The following is a 19,563-nucleotide window of genomic DNA, read 5'->3' as shown; positions in this document are numbered from 1 at the left end:
GGCGTCGGCACCGCGGGCCGGCCCGGCCGGCCCGCGGAAGCCCTTGCCTTCACCTGCCTTTCGGGCTTGCTACTTCTTGACGCCGACGTTGAGGTAGTCGTACTCACCGCTGTAGGCGGAGGTGGACACCAGGTTGGTGGCCTTCGGCGAGCGGTACAGCAGGATCTTGAAGTAGGTCAGCGGGACGATGACGGACTGCTCCATCGTCTTCTTGTCGACCTCCGCGTAGTCCTTCTCCCGCTGCGCCTTGTCGCTGGTCGCGATGGCCTCGTCGAGCAGCTTGTTGATCGTCGGGTCGTCCAGCTCGGAGAGGTTGGAGTTGCCGGACTTCTGGATCGCCTTGCCGTTGACGATCTGGTTCAGGTAGCCGAAGCCGGTCGGGTAGTCCGAGCCCCACTGCATCATCATCAGACCGACGTTGTTCTTCTTGGTGAACTCCGGCACGCCCGCGTAGTCCGAGAAGTACTTGCCGCTCGGGTAGGTCTGGATCTTGGCGTTGATGCCGATCTTCTTCAGCGAGTTGACGACCGCGGTGGCCGCGTCCACCTCGTCCTGGCGGTCGCTGCGGGCGGTGATGGCGGTGCTCACATTGCCGGCGCCGCACGCCTGCCACTGCTTCTTGGCCTCGGTCAGGTCGAGGTTCTCACCGTTGTACTTCTGCGGGTACTGGTCGAACTTCTGGTACCCGGCGAGGTCGCTGGGCAGCACGGTCGAGGCGATCTCACCGCGGATCGGGCCGCCGAGCGCGGTCTGCACGGCCTTCTTGTCGATCGCGTACTGCACGGCCTTGCGGCACTCGATCTTGTCGAACGGCGCGACCTTGGAGTTGATCGCCACGTAGGACAGGCGCTGGCCGAGCGCGTTGTCGGTGTTGGCCTTCTCCTTCGAGTCGGTCAGCAGCTGGGCCTGGGTCTGCGCGTCCACCCCGCGCCCCGCCATGTCGATGTGGGTGTTGCCCGCCTTCAGGTCCTTGTCGATCGTGGACTGGGCGACCTTCATCTTCAGCACGATCTTGTCCGGCAGCTGCTTGCGCAGCGGGTCGGTCGCGGCCGACCAGTGCGGGTTGCGGGTGAGGACGACCTGCTTGCCCTCCTCGTAGGTGTCGAACTTGTAACTGCCGGAGGAGACGATGTTCTTGGTGTAGTCCGCGCCCTTGTCCTTGGCCCGCGGCACCGGCGCCGTCTGCGGGGCGCTGACCAGGTAGTCGAACTCGGCGAACGGCTGCTTGAGGTGGAAGACGATGGTCTGGTCGTCCGGTGTCTCGATGGACTTCAGACCCTCCTCGCTCTTGTCCTTGTACGGGCCCTTGTAGCCGCCCTCGTTGTCCTTGAGGTAGGTCTGGAAGTAGTTCGGGCCGAGCGAGAGGATGTCGCGCGCGAAGTTGCTGCGCTCCACCGCGTACTTCACGTCCTTGGACGTGATCGGGTTGCCGTCGGAGTACTTGAGCCCCTTGCGGATCTTGTACGTCCAGGTCTTGTTGTCGTCGCTGGCCTTGCCCAGCGACTCCGCCAGGTCGGGCGTCAGCGTGTTGCCCTTGGGCCCCGGGCCCGGCTTGAAGGTGGTGAGCGGGCGCGCGTACAGGCGGCTGAAGTTCCAGACGTACGCGTAGTACGTGTTGCCCGGGTCGTAGGACTCGGGTGCGTCGCTCATCGCGTAGGTGAGCGTGCCGCCCTTCTCGTCCGAGGCGTTGACGATGCCCTTGGTGGCGGCGTTCGCCTCCGAGGAGCCACCGCCCGAGCTCTTGCCGCTGCAGCCGGACAGCAGGAGGCCCGCACTGGTGAGGGCCGCGATCGCCGCGACCGGGACTGACCTTCGCATAATGGTCGGTTTCCCCTTCGTTGGTCGGAAACTTGGGTGGGGCCTGCCGGGCGGACGCGCCCGGCCGGGTCAGCGGCTGCGCGGGTCGAGCGCGTCCCTGAGGCCGTCACCGAGGAGGTTGAACGCCAGCACGGTGATGAAGATCGCGAGACCGGGGACGATCATGTACTGGGGGTCGACCTCGTAGTACTTGACCGCCTGGTTGAGCATGCCGCCCCAGGACGCCTGGGGCGGCTGGATGCCGACGCCCAGGAAGCTCAGCGCCGCCTCGAAGAGGATGTTGGAGGGGATCAGCAGCGTCGAGTAGACGATGATCGGACCCACCAGGTTCGGCAGCAGCTCCCGGAAGAGGATGAACGGGCCGCGGGCGCCCATGCCGCGGGCGGCGTCCACGAACTCCCGCTCGCGCAGCGACAGCGTCTGGGCCCGCACGATCCGGCCCATGTAGGGCCAGTTGAAGAAACCGATCACGAAGATCAGGACCGAGATGTGCAGCGGCAGCCCTTCGAGCCCGAAGGCGCCGCCCTGGAGCGAGGCGGAGATGGCGATGGCGAACAGCAGTAGCGGAAAGGCCAGGAAGACGTCCATCAGCCGGCTGATCAGCGCGTCCACCCGGCCCCGGTAGAAGCCGGCCACCACGCCGAGCACGGTGCCGATGGCCACCGACAGCAGCGTGGCGCCGAACGCCACGATCAGCGAGACCCAGGAGCCCTCCAGCACCCGCGCGAACAGGTCGCGGCCGAACTTGGGGTCGACGCCAAACGGGTGGTCCCAGCTCATGCCGCCGAAGTCGCCCTTGGGCAGGGTGGTGTTGGGGTCGATGAGGTCCCGGTTGGGGCTGTTGGGGTCCAGACCCAGCCAGCCCTGGATCGGCCGGGAGAGGGCGGCCACGAGGACCAGCAGGATGACAACGATGGCACCCGCTACCGCGACCTTGTCGCGCTTGAACCGCAGCCAGGCGATCTGCCCGAGCGAGCGGCCCTCGATCTTCTTGCCCTCGACGCCTTGCAGCACCGCTTCCGGCTGCGCCTCGGCAGCCGCCCCGGTGGTCTCGATCGGTGCGGTCACGGTGCCTTTGACCCCTCTCGGCCGGCGCCGCCGGCCCATGCGCGCCGCGGTTGCGCGGCCTGGTTCACATCACTGGTGCAAGTGGTGCATCTGAAGCAACTGGGAGAACTCTGGAACAACTGGAGCAACTGGTGCAGGTAGTGCGGGCGTTGCAGGAACAGGTGTTGCAGGTGTTGCCGATGGTGCGAACGTCGCGGAAGGTCACGCGACTGACGAGCGGATGGAACTCGCGTACGACGGGGACCGAAGCCCTCTGCTGCGGGAGTCTTCATCCGACTCGCGATCACTCACCAGCCCTGACCGGGAATGGATGCGCAACTGTGATGTGAACCACGGATTTCCGTTATACGGACATCTGCCGCGACTGAGCGGGGCGCGCGATCCGGACCGGAGGCCAACTACCGGACGGGGCAGGCCATTTCGGGCCGGGAGGAACCGGCAGGAGCCGGACGCCACCGGCGGAAGGCAGGAGGAACCGGCCGGACCGGGACGGGCGGGGCCGGTGGGAAGCGGGGCGTACGGCGGGAGGGGTACGCCCGGGGCGGTGCGCCGGGGTCAGTACGGGCGCGGGTAGCCGTAGCCGTACGCGGGGGCCGGGGCCGGGGCGGGTGCCGGGCCCGCCGCGTAGGCGTCCCGGTCGAAGAACGGCCGCGCGTTGGCCCGCATCCACATGCCGACCGGGTCGTACTCGTCGTTCATCGCGACCGTCGAGACGGGCAGTCCCTCCGGCACCGCGCCGATGGACTGCTGGATCATCAACCGCACCGAATCCACGGCCGGTTGGCCCGTGTCGTACAGGTCGAGGCCGATGGCCAGGTACGGGGCGCCGAGGGCGGGCTGCACCCAGGCCCGGCGCAGCGAGCGCACGGCGGGCGTGCGGTGCGCGTTCTGCCCCAGCAGGGCGTAGAACTGCGGGATCTCGATGGCCGGTTCCGAGATCCGCAGCGGCCCGGCCGGCAGCCGGTCCAGGCCGCCCGCGATACGCCGCAGGTCCAACCACGGGATGCCGACACCGCCGCCGGGGGCGTGCGGGTTCAGCCACAGGCCCCAGCGGTCCGGGAAGAGGGTGGCCGCGATGTCGCGGCCGTAGACGACCTCGTGGGCGCGGTTCCAGCCGCTGGCGGCGAGCTCGGGGGCGGAGGTCACGCACGGCGCGTAGCCGAGTCCGTCGACCTCCATGTTGCCGTACTGCGCATCGGGCGAACCCGGCTGGCCGTGCCAGAGCAGCATCCAGACCTGGCCGGCGGCGAGCGCCTGCAGCAGCGCCTCGTAGGCGTCGTACCGGCCGGGCGAGACCTGCTGCAGCATCTGCTCGACCTGCCCGGCAGCCGCTCCCTGATGCGCACCCGCGCTCACGTGGTCCGTCCCTTCTGTCGGCAGGCACGTGGGGTACGCCTGCCGGTTGCACCAACAGCTTAGAGCCTGCGTCCGGACGCCGGTCGGATCAGCACACGCCGCTTGCGTCCGCCGGACACGGCCCGGCCGGGGCGGGCGGCGGACGGGCCGCCCGCGGCGCGGACACGGCCGCTACGCGTGCTATCGCGAGTAGAAGGGGCGGACCCGCTCCAGCATCCAGTCGGCGACCGGATCGCCCTGCGCGAGGTCCAGCATGACCAGTTGCACGGGCCACGTCAGCGGTGTCCCGCCGAGGGCCCGGCCGAGCGCCCCGGTCACGGCGTCCCGTACGGCCGGATCGTGCGGCGCGACGGCCGCGGCGTCCACCTGGACGCCGACGAACAGCGCGGGCGCGTCCCCCTCGACGCTGGCCAGCGCGCGGCGGGCGGTGACGACGAAGCCCGCAGCCGAGAACTCCAGCCCGGCCGCGGCCAGGAAGTCCACCGGCTCCTCCTGCCAGTCCGGCTCGAACAGCCGGACCCGGGCGCCGCTGGGCGCGCCGGGGTGTTCGAGGCGGTCGGTGCGGCACAGTTCGGCCACCGCGTCCGGCGGCAGCGGCACGCCGACGGTGCCCTCCGGGTTGACCGCGATGCCCATCAGCGGGGGCAGCCCGCGCGCGAACTCGGCGGCCGGCGCGACGGTGTAGGACAGGTTCGGCCCGGCCACCCTCATGAACTCCTGCTCGGAGCTGAAGACCGGTACATAGGCGGCCGAGCCGATCTCGACGGTGGGCAGGTCCAGGCCCGCCCGGCCCATCCCGGCGCTCTCCGGGCCGCCGCCCTTGGGCAGCGGCACCCATATCCGGCTGCGCCCCAGCACCTCGACGATGCGGGCGCCCGCGCCGGGCGCGCCCACCGAGGCGGCGAGCACCTCCTCCAGTTCGTTGGCGGGCCACCCCAGCTGCGGTATGCCCTGCTCCGGAAAGTCCATGTCCACCCACCCGCTTCGTACCGCGCACCGCGCCTTACTCGGTCGAAGACCCTAACGCCACCAGGCGGGCGGCGGCCTGATGCGTCCGGATGACCACCGAACGCGCGCGAGCGGTTGCGGACCGTGCACACCGCTCCGAAGGTGGCTCCAGGGTGATCTTGCCCTGCCGTTCCTACAGAAAGGCATGTCTCCTGATGGCAACGCACCGGACCGTCCCCGCCCTCGTCAGCGCGGCCGCCGCCGGCGCCCTCGCGCTCGGCGCCACGGCCCCAGCGAGCGCGTCGGACGGCCCCAAGTCCCACGAGCGCAACCAGAGCGTCATCGTCGACGACATCGGCCGGCTGGCGGACGCCTCGACCGAGCTGGCCGAGAAGTCCGCCGAGGCCCGCGGCCACTCCGTGCAGGTCAGGGCCGCGCGGACCCGGCTGGACTCGGTCCTGGCCGACGCCCAGCGGCTGGCGGAGCTCCTGAACGAGGACTCCGACCGTGCGACGTCCGCCGACACCGTGCGGCTCGGGCTGGTGTCGCAGGATCTGCGGGTGAAGCTCGACGAGCTGACCGGCCGTCGGGCCCCGTCGGCGGAGGAGCCCACCGACCCCGCGAGCAGGACCGGGCAGCTGACCGAGTCGGTCTCCAGGTCGGTCGTGGACATCTTCAAGATCCTGGGCGTGGACAAGGTGGTCGGCGACCTGCGGCAGCAGCCGGCCGACGGGCCCGCCGCGCAGCCCGCCAACCGGCCGGTCCCCCAGCCGTCGGGCCGGCAGCCGGCCGACGAGTACGAGACGGACGAGCAGCCCGCCGCCCAGCCGAAGGCGCCGACCAGCGACCCGCAGCCGCCCGCCGCCCAGGCACCGAAGCAGCAGCCCGCCGACGGGGAGCAGCGTCCCGCCGACACGCAGCAGCAGCCGGCCGACGCGCAGCAGCCCGCCGCGGAAGCGCCTCGGCAGCAGCCCGCGGAGGCCCCCCAGCAGCAGGGCGCCGGCTCGCTGCTCAACTCGGTGCTGACGCTGCCTACGGTGCTCATCAAGGCCCTGGGTCTCTGAATCGGCCCGGCAACCAGCGTCCGGAGGAGGCGCAGATGCGGGAGATACGCCACAGCTAGGACCGGTCCTGACGGGCCGTACGGAAGGTTCCGTACGGCCCGTCAGGCGTAGGCCGTGCGCGCCTTCAGAAATCGGGCGCACCGTCAGAAATTCGGCACGGCGCTCACTCGAAGCCGATCCGGCGCAGGGCGCCCGCCGCCGGGCGGTCCAGCAGGACGGCCGAGGTGAAGCCCGCGGGGAGCCGGGCCGCGCGGGCGCGGGCGGCCAGGCGGCGCACTGCGCGCCGGTGCCGGGCGAAGGCGTAGCCGGAGACACCGCGCCCGCGCGAGCGCTGCCCGGAGAGCGCGACCTCGGGCGGCACATCCAGCAGCATCAGGTGCAGCCCGCGCCCGCCCCGCCGGGCCTCGCGCGCGAGCCAGCGGCGTACCCACGCGAGCGTGCCGCAGTCGTGCACCACCACGCTGCCGCCGGAGCGCAGGGCCCGCCGCAGCCCGAGGTAGTGGGAGGCGCGGACCAGCGGCCGGTAGAGCGCGTACGGCAGCCGGCGCAGCCTGCCGCTTTCCCAGCGCTCCCGTACGTCCTGGGAGTCGACGCGGTGCACGGCGGCGCCCTGCTCGTCGGCGGCGGGCACCACCCGGAGCATGAGCGTGCTCTTGCCGCTGCCCGGCAGGCCGGAGACCACCACGACGTCGCCCGCCGCGAAGTGCAGCTCGGCCACCTCGCACGGAGCGTGCCCGTCCCTGAGGTCGACGACCTCCACCGCCGCGCCCCGCGCCCGGCCGGGCCGTACCACCCCGAGCGGCAGCCGCCGGGACCCCGGGACCACTCCCGTCGCTTCCGGCACACAGCCCGGGGGCACGCCTCCCGTACTTGTCGCGAGTGCGGCCTGCCTGTGCACCGTGATCCCCTCCTGGTCCGGTGTCGTCCCCCGAGGGACTGTGGTTCGTCCCCGGCCGGGACGCAGCCCCTTACCCGCAGAGTGTCAAGAAAAGGTAATGCGCTTCAAGAGAATCCCACGATCAGTACGGTCCCGGGACACTGCCGTGACGCCCCCGCGAACACCGGTGCGACCAGGGCTCCTGTATCCGGCGATCCCGTGCGATGATGTGCGCGCCCAGTGCGGGACCGCGCCTCGGCGCGCGCGTCGCCGTACGGGTGCCACGCTCAGCCAACTGCATACCGGCCGCTTGAATCCGCGCGGGAGAGTCCCCGGCCGCCACGGCGGGGCGCCGAAGGAGCAAGTCCTCCCTTGAATCTCTCAGGCCCCGATACCGCGCGGGCGAGGCAGATCTGAAAAGCGGGCCGCCGTGGTGTGGCTCCACCCAAGGTGCAAACCGGGGCCGGCGAGGGCCTTCCGGTGAACCTCTCAGGTTCCGATGACAGATGGGGAGACCGTCCTGTCACCCATGCCCGGGAGCCATCACCATGACGCAAGCCCCCCGCCGGACCGCGCTGGACGCCATCCATCGCGCCCTCGGCGCGACCATGACCGACTTCGCCGGCTGGGACATGCCGCTGCGCTACGGCAGCGAGCGTGACGAGCACGTCGCCGTGCGGACCCGCGCCGGTCTCTTCGACCTCTCCCACATGGGCGAGATCACCGTCTCCGGACCGCGCGCCGCCGACCTGCTGGACTTCGCGCTGGTCGGCAACATCGGCGGGGTGGCCGTCGGCCGCGCCCGCTACACCATGATCTGCAATGCCGAGGGCGGCATCCTGGACGACCTGATCGTCTACCGCCTGGCCGAGACGGAGTACATGGTCGTCGCCAACGCCGCCAACGCCCAGGTCGTCCTGGACGCCCTCACCGAGCGGGCGGACGGCTTCGACGCCGAGGTGCGCGACGACCGGGACGCGTACGCGCTGCTCGCCGTCCAGGGCCCGGAGTCCCCCGGCATCCTGAAGTCGTTGACCGACGCCGACCTGGACGGCCTGAAGTACTACGCCGGGCTGCCCGGCACCGTCGCGGGCGTGCAGGCGCTGATCGCCCGTACGGGCTACACCGGCGAGGACGGCTTCGAGCTGTTCGTCCGCCCGGCCGACGCGCCCGCCCTCTGGGAGGCGCTGACCACCGCCGGCAAGGACGCGGGCCTGGTGCCCTGCGGCCTGTCCTGCCGGGACACCCTGCGCCTGGAGGCGGGCATGCCGCTGTACGGGCACGAGCTGACCACGGACACCACCCCGTTCGACGCGGGCCTGGGCCGGGTCGTGAAGTTCGAGAAGACGACGAACGGCGGCGACTTCGTGGGCCGCGCCGCGCTGGAGGCGGCCCGGGACCGGGCCGAGGCCAGCCCGCCGCGCAAGCTGGTCGGGCTGATCGCCGAGGGCCGCCGCGTGCCGCGCGCCGGGTACCCGGTCGTGGGCCCGGACGGCTCCGTGATCGGCGCGGTCACCTCCGGCGCGCCCTCCCCCACCCTGGGCAAGCCCGTCGCCATGGCGTACGTGGACGCCGCGCACGCCGCGCCCGGCACCGCCGGTGTGGCGGTGGACATCCGTGGCACCCATGAGCCGTACGAGGTCGTGGCGCTGCCCTTCTACAAGCGCCAGAAGTGACGGGCGTACCCCCGTCTCAGTCGGGCCTCCGTCTCATCTGTCAAGACCCCTGCACCGAGCACGCCACCGCATCCAGGAGAATCAAGACATGAACAACCCCCAGCAGCTGCGCTACAGCAAGGAGCACGAGTGGCTGTCGGCCGCCGAGGAGGGCGTCTCGACGATCGGCATCACCGAGCACGCCGCCAACGCGCTCGGCGACGTCGTCTTCGTGCAGCTCCCTGAGGTCGGTGCCACGGTCACGGCGGGCGAGACCTGCGGTGAGCTGGAGTCGACCAAGTCCGTCAGCGATCTCTACTCCCCCGTCGACGGCGAGGTCACGGAGATCAACGAGGACGTCGTCACCGACCCCTCGCTGGTGAACACCGCCCCCTTCGAGGGCGGCTGGCTGTTCAAGGTGAAGGTCAGCGGCGAGCCGGACGACCTGCTCTCGGCCGACGAGTACACCGCCTTCACCGGCTGACCCGCCCACCCGCCGCCTGGCGGGGCCGTGCGCCCCGCGAACCCCAGGAAGAGTCATGTCGCTTCTGAACAGCTCCCTCCACGAGCTCGACCCGGACATCGCCGCCGCCGTCGACGCCGAGCTCCACCGTCAGCAGTCCACCCTCGAAATGATCGCGTCGGAGAACTTCGCCCCGGCCGCCGTCATGGAGGCCCAGGGCTCGGTCCTCACCAACAAGTACGCCGAGGGCTACCCGGGCCGCCGCTACTACGGCGGCTGCGAGCACGTCGACGTCGTCGAGCGGATCGCCATCGACCGCATCAAGGCGCTCTTCGGCGCCGAGGCCGCCAACGTGCAGCCGCACTCCGGCGCGCAGGCCAACGCCGCCGCGATGTTCGCGCTGCTCAAGCCGGGCGACACGATCATGGGTCTGAACCTCGCGCACGGCGGGCACCTGACCCACGGCATGAAGATCAACTTCTCCGGCAAGCTCTACAACGTGGTGCCCTACCACGTGGACGCCGAGAGCGGCCAGGTCGACATGGCCGAGGTCGAGCGGCTGGCCAAGGAGACCCGTCCGCAGCTGATCGTGGCCGGCTGGTCGGCGTACCCGCGCCGGCTGGACTTCGCGGCGTTCCGCCGGATCGCCGACGAGGTCGGCGCGTACCTGATGGTCGACATGGCGCACTTCGCCGGCCTGGTCGCGGCCGGGCTGCACCCGAACCCCGTGCCGCACGCCCACGTCGTGACCACCACCACGCACAAGACCCTCGGCGGTCCGCGCGGCGGTGTGATCCTGTCCACCCAGGAGCTCGCCAAGAAGATCAACTCGGCGGTCTTCCCGGGTCAGCAGGGCGGCCCGCTGGAGCACGTGATCGCGGCGAAGGCGGTGTCCTTCAAGGTCGCGGCGAGCGAGGAGTTCAAGGAGCGCCAGCAGCGCACGCTGGACGGCGCCCGCATTCTCGCCGAGCGCCTGACGCAGTCCGACGTGACCGAGGCGGGCGTCTCGGTGCTGTCCGGCGGCACCGATGTGCACCTGGTCCTGGTGGACCTGCGCGACAGCGAGCTGGACGGCCAGCAGGCCGAGGACCGCCTCCACGAGGTCGGCATCACGGTCAACCGCAACGCCGTGCCGAACGACCCGCGCCCCCCGATGGTCACCTCGGGCCTGCGGATCGGCACCCCGGCGCTGGCCACCCGCGGCTTCCAGGCGGAGGACTTCCGCGAGGTCGCCGACATCATCGCCGAGGCGCTGAAGCCGTCGTACGACGCCGAGGCGCTCAAGGCCCGGGTGACCACGCTGGCGGCGAAGCACCCGCTGTACCCGTCGCTGTGACACACGTCATGCGGTGCGCGGCGGGGCGCCTCCGTGGCGCGTCCGCCGCGGCCGTGTGGCACGGCTGCGGTACGTAGCTGTGTGATGCGGCTGCGGTACGCGGCTGTGTGACGTGTTTCATGAAGTACACCCCGCGGGGAGCCGCCGAGCCGGTGTCCACGGGGTGAACAGGCCGTACGTCCTGGGGCGTTGATCCCGGGCGTACGGCTTTTCCGTCCCCCTTACGGTGATTTCGCGCCACATAGGCTGAGACCGGCCCCTCAATGGCGCGGGGCCCTTCGCACCACAGCAGGGCCGGGCCCTTCGCACATCGGCAGCCGGGCCCTTTGCGCCACAGCAGGACGGAACACGCACGGCAATGGACATGACCGCGGGCAACCGCACGGGGATGGGCCTCTTCGCCCTCATCATGATCGGCATCGGCTCGATCTTCGGCTCCGGGTGGCTCTTCGGGGCCGGCGCGGCCGCCCAGGTGGCCGGGCCCGCGGCGCTGGTGGCCTGGGTCATCGGCGCGGTCTTCATCGGCATGATCGCGATGTGCTACGCGGAGGTCGGCTCCGCGTACCCGATTCCCGGCGGCATGGCCCGCTACGGCCACCTCTCGCACGGGCCCGTGCTCGGCTTCCTCACCGGCTGGGCGGTGTGGATCGCGACCGCCTCGCTGATCCCCATCGAGTCCATCGCCGCCACCCAGTACATGGCGTCCTGGAGCTACGCGTGGGCCCGTGACCTGGTCGACCCGGCCAACGGACACCTGACGGCCACGGGCATGGGCGTGGCGCTGCTGCTGACCTTCGCGCTGTGGCTGACCTGCTACTGGTCGGTCCAGCTGCTGGCCCGCGCGAACACCGTGCTGACCCTGGTGAAGTTCGCCATCCCGGTCATCGCGGTCGCCGCGCTGATCGCCTCCGGCTTCCACACCTCGAACTTCACCGCGCACGGCGGCTTCGCCCCGTACGGCTGGCCGGCCGTGCTGACCGCCGTGACCACCTGCGGCGTGGTCTTCGCCTTCAACGGCTTCCAGGCCGTGATCAACCTCGGCGGGGCCGCCAAGAACCCCGGCCGGGCGATCCCCGTCGCGCTGGTCGGCGCGCTCACGCTGGGCCTGGTGATCTACCTCGCCCTCCAGACCGCGTTCCTCGGCGCCGTACCGCCGGAGCAGCTGGCGCAGGGCGGCGGCTGGCACGGCGTGGACTTCAGCTCGCCCTTCGCCGACCTGGCCAAGGTCCTGATGCTGCACTGGGTCGTCACGCTGCTCCAGTTCGGCGCCTTCATCTCGCCGGCCGGCTCCAACATCGCCAACGTCGCGTCGGCCGCGTACATGGTCCAGAACCTCGCCGAGACCGGCTTCTTCCCCCGGAAGCTGGCCACCGTGCACCCCCGGTACGGGACCGCCCGCCCCGCGATGTGGCTGAACCTCGGCTTCTCGGTGCTGCTGCTGGTCACCGTCGGCCACAGCTGGCACGCGCTGGCCAGTGTGATCTCGGCCGCCATGGTCATCTCGTATCTCATCGGCCCGATCGCGGTGGGCGTCTTCCGCCGCACCCGGCCGGACCTGCCGCGCCCGTTCCGGCTGCCGGCGGCGGGCGTTCTCGCCCCGCTGACCTTCGCCTTCGCGGCCTGCGCGCTGTACTGGTCGAAGTGGCCGGACACCGGCAAGGTCGCGCTGCTGACCGTGGTGGCCGCGCCGGTGGCGGCGGTGGTGCTGCGGCGCCGCGGCGTGACCGGGCTGCGCCGGCAGTTCGCGCCCGCGTGGTGGCTCGTCGGCTTCCTGGCCTGGATGTCCGTACTGTCCGCGCTGGGCAGCCGGGACTTCGGCGGCCACGGCGTGCTGCCCGGCGGCGTGGACATCGCGCTGGTGGCGCTCTCCGCCGTCGCCTTCTACTTCTGGGCCGTACGGGCCGGGGTGCACGCCCACCGGGTGGGCCTGACGAGTTCCGGGCCGGAACCCGACGGCCCGGCCGGTTCCGGACCGGTGCTCGACGGCCGGACCGCCTCCCCTGCGTCTTCCGTAGTTGCCCCGGAGGACAGCCGTCCGACGGCCTCCGTCTGAGAGTCTGTCCGCCGTCCGGGTTAGGCTCGACAGTCGGCGCAGAAACGTACCTTCCGTTTCGTCCGCCCCTTATCTCTACTTGCTCCACCGTCCACCACGAGCAGACAAGGGAGTCCGCCACCGTGGCCATCTCCGTCTTCGACCTCTTCTCCATCGGCATCGGCCCGTCCAGCTCCCACACGGTCGGCCCGATGCGCGCCGCCCGCATGTTCGTCGGGCGCCTCAAGAAGGACGGCCTGCTCGCGCAGACGACGGCGGTACGGGCCGAGCTCTTCGGCTCGCTCGGCGCCACCGGCCACGGCCACGGCACCCCCAAGGCCGTCCTGCTCGGCCTGGAGGGGCACTCCCCGCGCACCGTCGATGTGGAGACGGCCGACGACGAGGTCGAGCGGATCCGCAAGAGCGGCCGGCTGCGGCTGCTCGGCGCGGAGATAGGCAGCGACCACGAGATCGACTTCGACGAGTCGACCGAGCTGATCCTGCACCGCCGCCGCTCCCTGCCGTACCACGCCAACGGCATGACCCTGTTCGCGTACGACGCGGCCGGCGCGCCCCTGCTGGAAAAGACTTACTACTCCGTCGGCGGCGGCTTCGTGGTGGACGAGGACGCCGTCGGCGAGGACCGCATCAAGCTCGACGACACGGTCCTGAAGTACCCCTTCCGCACCGGCGACGAACTGCTGCGCCTCTCCCGCGAGACCGGCCTGTCCATCTCCTCCCTCATGCTGGAGAACGAGAAGGCATGGCGCACGGAGGACGAGATCCGCGCCGGTCTCCTGGAGATCTGGCAGGTCATGCAGTCGTGCGTGTCCCGCGGCATGTCCCGCGAGGGCATCCTGCCCGGCGGCCTGAAGGTCCGCCGCCGCGCCGCCAACGGCGCCCGCGCGCTGCGCGCCGAGGGCAGCCCCGAGGCCCACGCGATGGAGTGGACCACCCTCTACGCCATGGCCGTCAACGAGGAGAACGCGGCCGGCGGCCGGGTCGTCACCGCCCCCACCAACGGCGCCGCCGGCATCATCCCCGCCGTCCTGCACTACTACATCAACTTCGTCCCCGGCGCCGACGAGGAAGGCGTGATCCGCTTCCTGCTGGCCGCCTCCGCCATCGGCATGCTCTTCAAGGAGAACGCCTCCATCTCCGGCGCCGAGGTCGGCTGCCAGGGCGAGGTCGGCTCGGCCTGCTCCATGGCCGCCGGCGGCCTCGCCGAGGTCCTCGGCGGCACCCCCGAGCAGGTCGAGAACGCCGCCGAGATCGGCATGGAGCACAACCTCGGCCTGACCTGCGACCCGGTGGGCGGCCTCGTCCAGATCCCCTGCATCGAACGCAACGGCATGGCCGCCGTCAAGGCCGTCACCGCCGCCCGCATGTCCCTGCGCGGCGACGGCCGCCACCACGTCTCCCTCGACAAGGTCATCAAGACGATGAAGGACACGGGCGCGGACATGAGCGTGAAGTACAAGGAGACGGCTCGGGGCGGGCTGGCTGTGAACATCATCGAGTGCTGAGAGCCCTGCGGGCTCGGAGTTCCGGGGAGGGGCGCCGACCGGTCGTGGGCGAGCGGCGCCCACGGGGGTACGCGTATCGCGCGGCCGGCCTGCCTCCTTGGTGGCGGTGCTCGGGCGGATGAGCGGTCCGGTAACGATGGTGTCCAGGCCGTCGGACGGCAGCGTGTACGGAGGTCTGCGGGGTCCGGGAGGCCCCGGATCCACGGGAGGCCGTGGCGTGCGGACGCGTTGGCGGCTCGGGGCGTGACTGCCCCGGCCTGCAGTACAACAGCGGTCCCGCTCTCGCCGTCACCGGCAGGGGCCGAGCTTCGACCTGCCGGCCTCTGCTCGTCGGCGGTCTTCGACGCGCCCACCACATAGCCGACGGAATGCGCCACGGCCAGCAGGTCTGCACCGCGCGACAGTCTCCCTCGTAGCCCCAAGGGCTACGACGCGGTCACCGTCCTCGCCGATGCACCGCGCTCCCACAGCACGGACCGGGCGCATGCTGCCACCTCCTGTCCGCGCCTCACGGCCGAAGGCACCCTCGGACCATCCCAATCCCCCGCACACCGGTCCCCAACGTGTGGCAGTCGGCCGGGACCACACCCGAGTCGGCGACCTCCACCCGGCGGACCACGATCGGTTCCGGCCCCTTCACCTCGGCCGGGAGAGCACGGAGGCCCGCCCCTTGCTCTCCAACGAGACATGCATCGTGCCGCGCCCAGCCCTTACGCGCAGACCTTCCCCACCTCCCGCAGGAACGAGCGCCAGTCGGATATTCGCCGGCCGGGCATCGCGTTCTTCAGTGTCAGGCGCAGGGTCGTACGGAGGGGCACCGGCGAGCGCATGATCGCCTCGTTGCGGCGGGCGAGGCGGGTCAGTTCTTTGCCAGGAAGCGCGGGCCGACGGATCGGTGGCGTAGAAGTCGTCGGTGGTCACGGGTGGTCCTTCTCGAAGGTGAGGGTGCTCCAGTGCACGTGGTCGCGGGCCAGGTGGTCGATGTCCTTCGCGTGCTGGAGGGGGCGGAGGCCATGTTGTGCGGCGAGGGCGACCGTTTCGTGGGCGGGGATGTCGTACATCTGCCGGTCCTCGGGAGGTGGGCCGTGGCGCAAGGTGAGGAAGAGGCGGCCGCCGGGGGCCAGGAGGTCGTGAAGGCGGCGCATGGCCGGTGGGCGAGACGGTTCCGGCAGGTGCATCCAGACGGCGGAGAGGAGGATCGCGTCGAGGCGGCCCGCTTCGCCGTCGAGGCGGGGCAGGTCGGGGAGGGCGTCCGACAGCCAGTGGATCGAGGGGGACGGGTGCAGGCTGCGGGCCAGGGCGCGTAGTTCGGGGACGGGCTCGACGGCCAGGACGGTGTGGCCCCGGGCGGCCAGCGCTGCGGCGTCGCGGCCGGTGCCCGCGCCGATGTCGGCGATGCGGGCCGGGGATGGGGGCAGCAGGGGGAGGAAGCCCCGGTGCACGGTTTCGAAGGCGAGGCTTTCGTACCGGTCGGCCAGGTCGGTCGCGTGCTGGGCGTAGTACGGCTGGGCGGCTGGTGGGGGTGGGGGTGACGCGAGTTCGGCTTTCGGGCCCGTGTTGGGTGGGGTGGTTCCGGCTGCCGGTCCCCCGCCGGGTGGGGCAGTTCCGGATTTCGGTCCTTCGCCGGGTGGGGTGAGCTCGACTCCCGGTCCCCCGCCGGGTGGGGTGGCTTCGACTTCCGGCCCCCTGCTGGGCAGGGAGCGCGCAGCTCCCGGTGCCCCGCCATGTGCGGCAGGTTCAGCTCCCGGCCCCCCGCCGGGTGGGGCGGTTCCGGCTTTCGGGCCCCCGTTCGGATTGGTCATGGGCGTAGCCTAGGGCCCGCCACTGACAAGATCGTTTACTTGCCTATCTCCCAGGCGAACGGCGGGAGTTCGCGGGCGCGCAGGTAGACGTCCATGGCGCTGATCGCGGGGGCGAACGGGTGGACGCGGGCGCCCTCCAGGCCGGCCAGCAGGCGGGCGCAGTGGTGGACGCAGCCCGCGGCTTCGTGGCCGTGCCGGTCGACGATCGTCACCGCGTCGTGCGGGCCCTGGCACGGGGTCGGGTCGGCGGGCGGTGCGGCGGGGCAGCGGGGCGGGGTGTGGTCGTGCCGGCGTTCCATGGAGGGCCTCCCTCGTGCGGGCGGTGCACACGCCGGCACCACCGGATGACCGGAGTTCACGGGGGTGTTGCTCGCGCCCGCACCGGTCCATGCCCGGCTTGGTGAAGACGTGGGGAGGCCGTGGGTCGTTCAAGGGTCAATGTGTGGCTTCGGGGGCGGCCGAGGGAGGGGAGGCGGGTGGGAATGGCAGGGTGCCTCGCCTCACGAGGTGCAGGGTGCAGGAGAGCCAGGCCGTGGCCAGGAGCCAGCCCGCGAGGACGTCGCCGGGCCAGTGCACGCCCAGGTAGACGCGGGTGGCGCCGACCGTGACGGCCCAGACCGCGAGCAGGGCGCAGGCCAGGCGGCGGGCGGCGGCGCCGTGGAGGCGGGCCAGCATGGCCCAGGCGAGGAGGCCGGCCACCAGGACGGACGTCGTGGAGTGGCCGGAGGGGAAGGAGTGGCCGGTGGCCCGGGCGGCCCAGTCCGCCTCGTACGGGCGCGGGCGGGCGATGAGTTCCATCAGGGCGTAGCGGACCGCTTGGCCCAGGAGGAGGACGGCGAGGGCCGTGGCGGCGGCGCGCAGCCGCTCGCGCGCGTCCCGGCCGGCCAGTACGCCCGCGAGCAGAGCCAGTGCGTACGGGACGGGCCCGGAGCCGGTGGCCGTCACCGCGGCAGCGGCCGTGCCCGCCACGTCCGGGCGGTGGGCCACCGACCAGGCGTGGGCGGCCCGCTCCGGGCCGAGCGGGGCCCAGTCGTGCACCGCGAGGAGTGCGGCGGTGGCGGCCAGGAGCAGGACGCAGGCGGCGGAGACGAGGAGGGGGCGGGAGACGCCGGGCCGTTCCGAGGCGGTCGGCAGGGGGCGCGGGCCGGCGGGGTCGTCCTCGGCGGGGCGTGCGACGTGCTTCATCCGATGAGTCTGTCAAGGACCGGGGAGGGCGCGCTTCCGGTGACGGGGCGCGGGCGGCTGAAACATGCCGGTGGGCGGTCTGGCCGAACCCGGGCGGTTCTCTGGCCGGTCCCTTTCGCCCGCTTGGCCGGACCGCGTCGCCCCTCCCCCGTATTCGGCGCTTCTACACCTATGTATCACTACCGTTATGACAGTCGGTCACCATTGATCGAAGAATGTCACGGGCGGCCTTGGCGGCACCAACAACGCGTTGATCAGCGGAAATTCGCTTCAAACCCCTGGCGCGGAATGCCGTGGACATGCTGAACTGCTGATAACACCAGGTGACGCATCGTAATCGATCGTTTTCGGTCGGGCAGGAGGCCGCTCATGCTGCACGGCGTCGACGTCAGCTCGCACAACCCCTCGTATTCGGCGACCGGTCTGGACTTCGTCATCATCAAGGCGACGGAGGGCCGGTCGTACATCAACCCGCACCAGGAGGCGCAGGCGGCCAAGGCCCGCAAGGCGGGCTGCGTGGTGGGCTTCTACCACTTCCTGTGGCCGGGCAACATCGCGGACCAGGCCAAGTACTTCGTCGAGAAGTGCGCGTCCGTGGAAGGGGACCTGCTGGCGGCGGACTGGGAGCGCACCGGCGGCGGCACCTACGCGAGCAACGCGCAGAAGGACCAGTTCCTCAAAGAGGTCAAGCGGCTGCGGCCCACGCACCGGGTGCTCCTCTACTGCAACCGCGACTTCTGGCTCAACCACGACACGACGTCCTACGCCGGCGACGGCCTGTGGATCGCCGACTACGTCTCGGCCGGGCACCCGCGCATCAAGGCGGACTGGCTCTTCCACCAGTACACGAGCCGGCCGCTGGACAAGGACGTCGCCGACTTCCAGGACCGGGCCGCCCTGAAGACGTGGGCCGCTCCGTCATAGAGTCTTGGGTGTCCGCACCAGCACCGCGCGCACCGCGCCTCGCCCGAAGGAGCAGCCGTGACCGACCCGGCGTCCACCTCCCAGCAGCAGGAGATCGCCCGCGACCTCCAGGTGTCCGCGTCGTTCGACGTCCAGGCGGAGATCGAACGCCGGGTGGCGTTCCTCGCGGAGCGGCTGACGACCACGGGCCTGCGCGCGCTGGTCCTGGGCATCAGCGGCGGCGTGGACTCCACCACCGCCGGCCGGCTGTGCCAGCTGGCGGTGGAGCGGGCCCGTGCCGCCGGGCACGAGGCGACGTTCTACGCGATGCGGCTGCCGTACGGCGTCCAGGCCGACGAGCACGACGCGCAGCTCGCGCTGGAGTTCATCAAGGCCGACCGGCTGCTGACCGTCGACATCCGCCCGGCCAGCGACGCCGCGCTGGAGGCGGCGCTGGCCGGCGGGATCACCTTCCGTGACGAGCGTCACCAGGACTTCGTTCAGGGCAACATCAAGGCGCGGCAGCGGATGATCGCGCAGTACGCGGTCGCGGGCGCGCAGGACGGCCTGGTCGTCGGCACCGACCACGCGGCCGAGGCGGTCTCCGGCTTCTTCACCAAGTACGGCGACGGCGCGGCGGACGTGGTGCCGCTCACCGGCCTGACCAAGCGCCGGGTCCGGGCCGTCGCGGAGGCGCTGGGCGCCCCGGCCGCGCTGGTCTGGAAGGTGCCGACCGCCGACCTGGAGACGCTGGACCCGGGCAAGCCGGACGAGGAGGCCCTCGGCGTCACGTACGACCAGATCGACGACTTCCTGGAGGGCAAGCCGGTCGGCGAGAAGACGTACGAGGCGATCGTCCGCCGCTACCACGCCACGGCGCACAAGCGCGAGCTGCCGATCGCTCCCTGAGCGGCTCCGGCCGCGACCCCGGCCATCTCCCGTACGGTGTGGGCCGCTCCGCCGAGCGGCCCACACCGTCTTTGTGTCCGGTCCGGGTGTGTCGTCCGGTCCAGGCGTGACGTCCGGTCCGGATGTGACGTCTGTCATGCTCCGGCAAGGGGATGGTCGCCAAAGGTGTGCGCATTCGTGGCCGGAGGCGGGCATGGATGGGGCATGCGAAGCCGTGAAATGCGATCGGAAGATCGACTGTCAGTGGGTACCCCTACGCTCCGGAGCATGGGTTACGCAGACCTGCGCGAACTCCAGACCGCGCTGACGACCGCATCCGACATCGCCTCCTCCCTCCAGGCGGCGCCCACCCGGCGGGACGCCGACCAGCTTGTCGACGTCCTACGGCAGGCGCTGACCGCCGCCAGCTCGCTCAGCACGCTGACCGGCCCGACCGGCTGCGCCATACATCCGCACGGCGCCGTCGACCCGCTGTACGGCGACCCGGAGGACCCGCTGCCTCCGGGGTACGGCAAGTGCCTGCTGTGCAACGACCGCCGTCGCCGCGCGGACGCCAAGCCGCACCAGCCCTACCACTGGGACCGGCAGGAGCACGCCCTGCGGCGCAGCGCATAGCGGAGG

At 71.5% G+C, this 19,563-nt stretch carries 17 protein-coding genes and 1 riboswitch; of the genes, 9 read left to right on the top strand and 8 right to left on the bottom strand.

Features of this window, described 5'->3' with window-relative positions; all coding sequences use genetic code 11:
• Positions 1–69 precede the first annotated feature (69 nt).
• From ADK86_RS18520 to ADK86_RS18505, 4 genes are all read right to left on the bottom strand, one after another.
• A complete protein-coding gene (locus ADK86_RS18520) occupies positions 70–1,818 on the bottom strand; it encodes an ABC transporter substrate-binding protein (protein WP_053697569.1) in 1,749 nt (582 codons plus the stop codon).
• Between the two features lie 69 nt (positions 1,819–1,887).
• Complete coding sequence (locus tag ADK86_RS18515; RefSeq protein WP_030592921.1) at positions 1,888–2,886, bottom strand: ABC transporter permease; 999 nt, start codon at positions 2,884–2,886, stop codon at positions 1,888–1,890.
• Between the two features lie 555 nt (positions 2,887–3,441).
• Positions 3,442–4,242: an enhanced serine sensitivity protein SseB C-terminal domain-containing protein gene (locus tag ADK86_RS18510; protein WP_053697568.1), complete on the bottom strand. Its 801-nt coding sequence runs from the start codon at positions 4,240–4,242 to the stop codon at positions 3,442–3,444.
• 180 nt (positions 4,243–4,422) lie between these two features.
• A complete protein-coding gene (locus ADK86_RS18505) occupies positions 4,423–5,211 on the bottom strand; it encodes an enhanced serine sensitivity protein SseB (protein ID WP_053697621.1) in 789 nt (262 codons plus the stop codon).
• Between the two features lie 194 nt (positions 5,212–5,405).
• Here ADK86_RS18505 and ADK86_RS18500 point away from each other — a divergent pair, with 194 nt between their 5' ends.
• On the top strand, positions 5,406–6,254 hold the full coding sequence (locus ADK86_RS18500) for a hypothetical protein (RefSeq protein WP_053697567.1): 849 nt from the start codon (positions 5,406–5,408) through the stop codon (positions 6,252–6,254).
• 163 nt (positions 6,255–6,417) lie between these two features.
• Here the strand turns inward: ADK86_RS18500 and ADK86_RS18495 are convergent, their stop codons facing one another.
• On the bottom strand, positions 6,418–7,158 hold the full coding sequence (locus ADK86_RS18495) for an AAA family ATPase (protein ID WP_420718863.1): 741 nt from the start codon (positions 7,156–7,158) through the stop codon (positions 6,418–6,420).
• Between the two features lie 284 nt (positions 7,159–7,442).
• Positions 7,443–7,538: riboswitch (glycine riboswitch) on the top strand.
• A gap of 141 nt (positions 7,539–7,679) precedes the next feature.
• On the opposite strand from ADK86_RS18495, the gene gcvT reads away from it, so the two are divergent.
• The 5 genes from gcvT (at position 7,680) to ADK86_RS18470 (ending at position 14,143) form a co-directional block, all read left to right on the top strand.
• On the top strand, positions 7,680–8,807 hold the full coding sequence (gene gcvT / locus ADK86_RS18490) for a glycine cleavage system aminomethyltransferase GcvT (RefSeq protein WP_053697565.1): 1,128 nt from the start codon (positions 7,680–7,682) through the stop codon (positions 8,805–8,807).
• Between the two features lie 88 nt (positions 8,808–8,895).
• Positions 8,896–9,270 (top strand): glycine cleavage system protein GcvH, encoded by a 375-nt coding sequence (gene gcvH / locus ADK86_RS18485; RefSeq protein ID WP_003982867.1) that lies wholly within the window; start codon positions 8,896–8,898, stop codon positions 9,268–9,270.
• A gap of 55 nt (positions 9,271–9,325) precedes the next feature.
• The gene (glyA, locus tag ADK86_RS18480; protein ID WP_053697564.1) at positions 9,326–10,585 is read left to right on the top strand and encodes a serine hydroxymethyltransferase; all 1,260 of its coding nucleotides are present in this window, start codon (positions 9,326–9,328) and stop codon (positions 10,583–10,585) included.
• Positions 10,586–10,943: 358 nt separating this feature from the next.
• On the top strand, positions 10,944–12,638 hold the full coding sequence (locus tag ADK86_RS18475) for an APC family permease (RefSeq protein WP_053697563.1): 1,695 nt from the start codon (positions 10,944–10,946) through the stop codon (positions 12,636–12,638).
• 122 nt (positions 12,639–12,760) lie between these two features.
• Positions 12,761–14,143: an L-serine ammonia-lyase gene (locus ADK86_RS18470; protein ID WP_030592946.1), complete on the top strand. Its 1,383-nt coding sequence runs from the start codon at positions 12,761–12,763 to the stop codon at positions 14,141–14,143.
• 917 nt (positions 14,144–15,060) lie between these two features.
• On the opposite strand, the gene ADK86_RS18465 is transcribed toward ADK86_RS18470, so the two are convergent.
• The 3 genes from ADK86_RS18465 to ADK86_RS18455 form a co-directional block, all read right to left on the bottom strand.
• Positions 15,061–15,585, bottom strand: a complete 525-nt coding sequence (locus ADK86_RS18465; protein ID WP_078952101.1) for a class I SAM-dependent methyltransferase — start codon at positions 15,583–15,585, stop codon at positions 15,061–15,063.
• A 395-nt stretch (positions 15,586–15,980) separates the two neighbouring features.
• Positions 15,981–16,244, bottom strand: coding sequence for a hypothetical protein (locus ADK86_RS18460; RefSeq protein ID WP_053697562.1), 264 nt, complete (start codon positions 16,242–16,244; stop codon positions 15,981–15,983).
• Positions 16,245–16,380: 136 nt separating this feature from the next.
• On the bottom strand, positions 16,381–17,130 hold the full coding sequence (locus ADK86_RS18455; RefSeq protein ID WP_053697561.1) for a phosphatase PAP2 family protein: 750 nt from the start codon (positions 17,128–17,130) through the stop codon (positions 16,381–16,383).
• Positions 17,131–17,499: 369 nt separating this feature from the next.
• Here ADK86_RS18455 and ADK86_RS18450 point away from each other — a divergent pair, with 369 nt between their 5' ends.
• From ADK86_RS18450 to ADK86_RS18440, 3 genes are all read left to right on the top strand, one after another.
• On the top strand, positions 17,500–18,054 hold the full coding sequence (locus ADK86_RS18450) for a GH25 family lysozyme (protein ID WP_053697560.1): 555 nt from the start codon (positions 17,500–17,502) through the stop codon (positions 18,052–18,054).
• A gap of 57 nt (positions 18,055–18,111) precedes the next feature.
• Entirely contained in the window at positions 18,112–18,942 is an 831-nt protein-coding gene (nadE, locus tag ADK86_RS18445; RefSeq protein WP_053697559.1) for an ammonia-dependent NAD(+) synthetase, read from the top strand.
• 267 nt (positions 18,943–19,209) lie between these two features.
• Positions 19,210–19,557 carry a hypothetical protein gene (locus ADK86_RS18440; RefSeq protein WP_032918449.1) on the top strand — a complete coding sequence of 116 codons (348 nt, stop codon included), beginning with the start codon at positions 19,210–19,212 and terminating at the stop codon, positions 19,555–19,557.
• The last annotated feature ends 6 nt before the right edge of the window (positions 19,558–19,563 follow it).

Source organism: Streptomyces sp. NRRL F-5755, from assembly GCF_001279365.1.
Lineage (GTDB): Bacteria > Actinomycetota > Actinomycetes > Streptomycetales > Streptomycetaceae > Streptomyces > Streptomyces rimosus.
The sequence above is the reverse complement of the archived record's forward strand: the minus strand, read 5'-3'. Positions and strand labels throughout refer to the sequence as shown.

Bases quoted from the DNA above. Each gene is read 5' to 3' on its own strand.
- ADK86_RS18520 (WP_053697569.1), bottom strand. From the start codon at position 1,818: ATGCGAAGGTCAGTCCCGGTCGCGGCGATCGCGGCCCTCACCAGTGCG.
- ADK86_RS18505 (WP_053697621.1), bottom strand. From the start codon at position 5,211: ATGGACTTTCCGGAGCAGGGCATACCGCAGCTGGGGTGGCCCGCCAAC.
- ADK86_RS18500 (WP_053697567.1), top strand. From the start codon at position 5,406: ATGGCAACGCACCGGACCGTCCCCGCCCTCGTCAGCGCGGCCGCCGCC.
- gcvT (WP_053697565.1), top strand. From the start codon at position 7,680: ATGACGCAAGCCCCCCGCCGGACCGCGCTGGACGCCATCCATCGCGCC.
- gcvH (WP_003982867.1), top strand. From the start codon at position 8,896: ATGAACAACCCCCAGCAGCTGCGCTACAGCAAGGAGCACGAGTGGCTG.
- glyA (WP_053697564.1), top strand. From the start codon at position 9,326: ATGTCGCTTCTGAACAGCTCCCTCCACGAGCTCGACCCGGACATCGCC.
- ADK86_RS18475 (WP_053697563.1), top strand. From the start codon at position 10,944: ATGGACATGACCGCGGGCAACCGCACGGGGATGGGCCTCTTCGCCCTC.
- ADK86_RS18460 (WP_053697562.1), bottom strand. From the start codon at position 16,244: ATGGAACGCCGGCACGACCACACCCCGCCCCGCTGCCCCGCCGCACCG.
- ADK86_RS18455 (WP_053697561.1), bottom strand. From the start codon at position 17,130: ATGAAGCACGTCGCACGCCCCGCCGAGGACGACCCCGCCGGCCCGCGC.
- ADK86_RS18450 (WP_053697560.1), top strand. From the start codon at position 17,500: ATGCTGCACGGCGTCGACGTCAGCTCGCACAACCCCTCGTATTCGGCG.
- ADK86_RS18440 (WP_032918449.1), top strand. From the start codon at position 19,210: ATGGGTTACGCAGACCTGCGCGAACTCCAGACCGCGCTGACGACCGCA.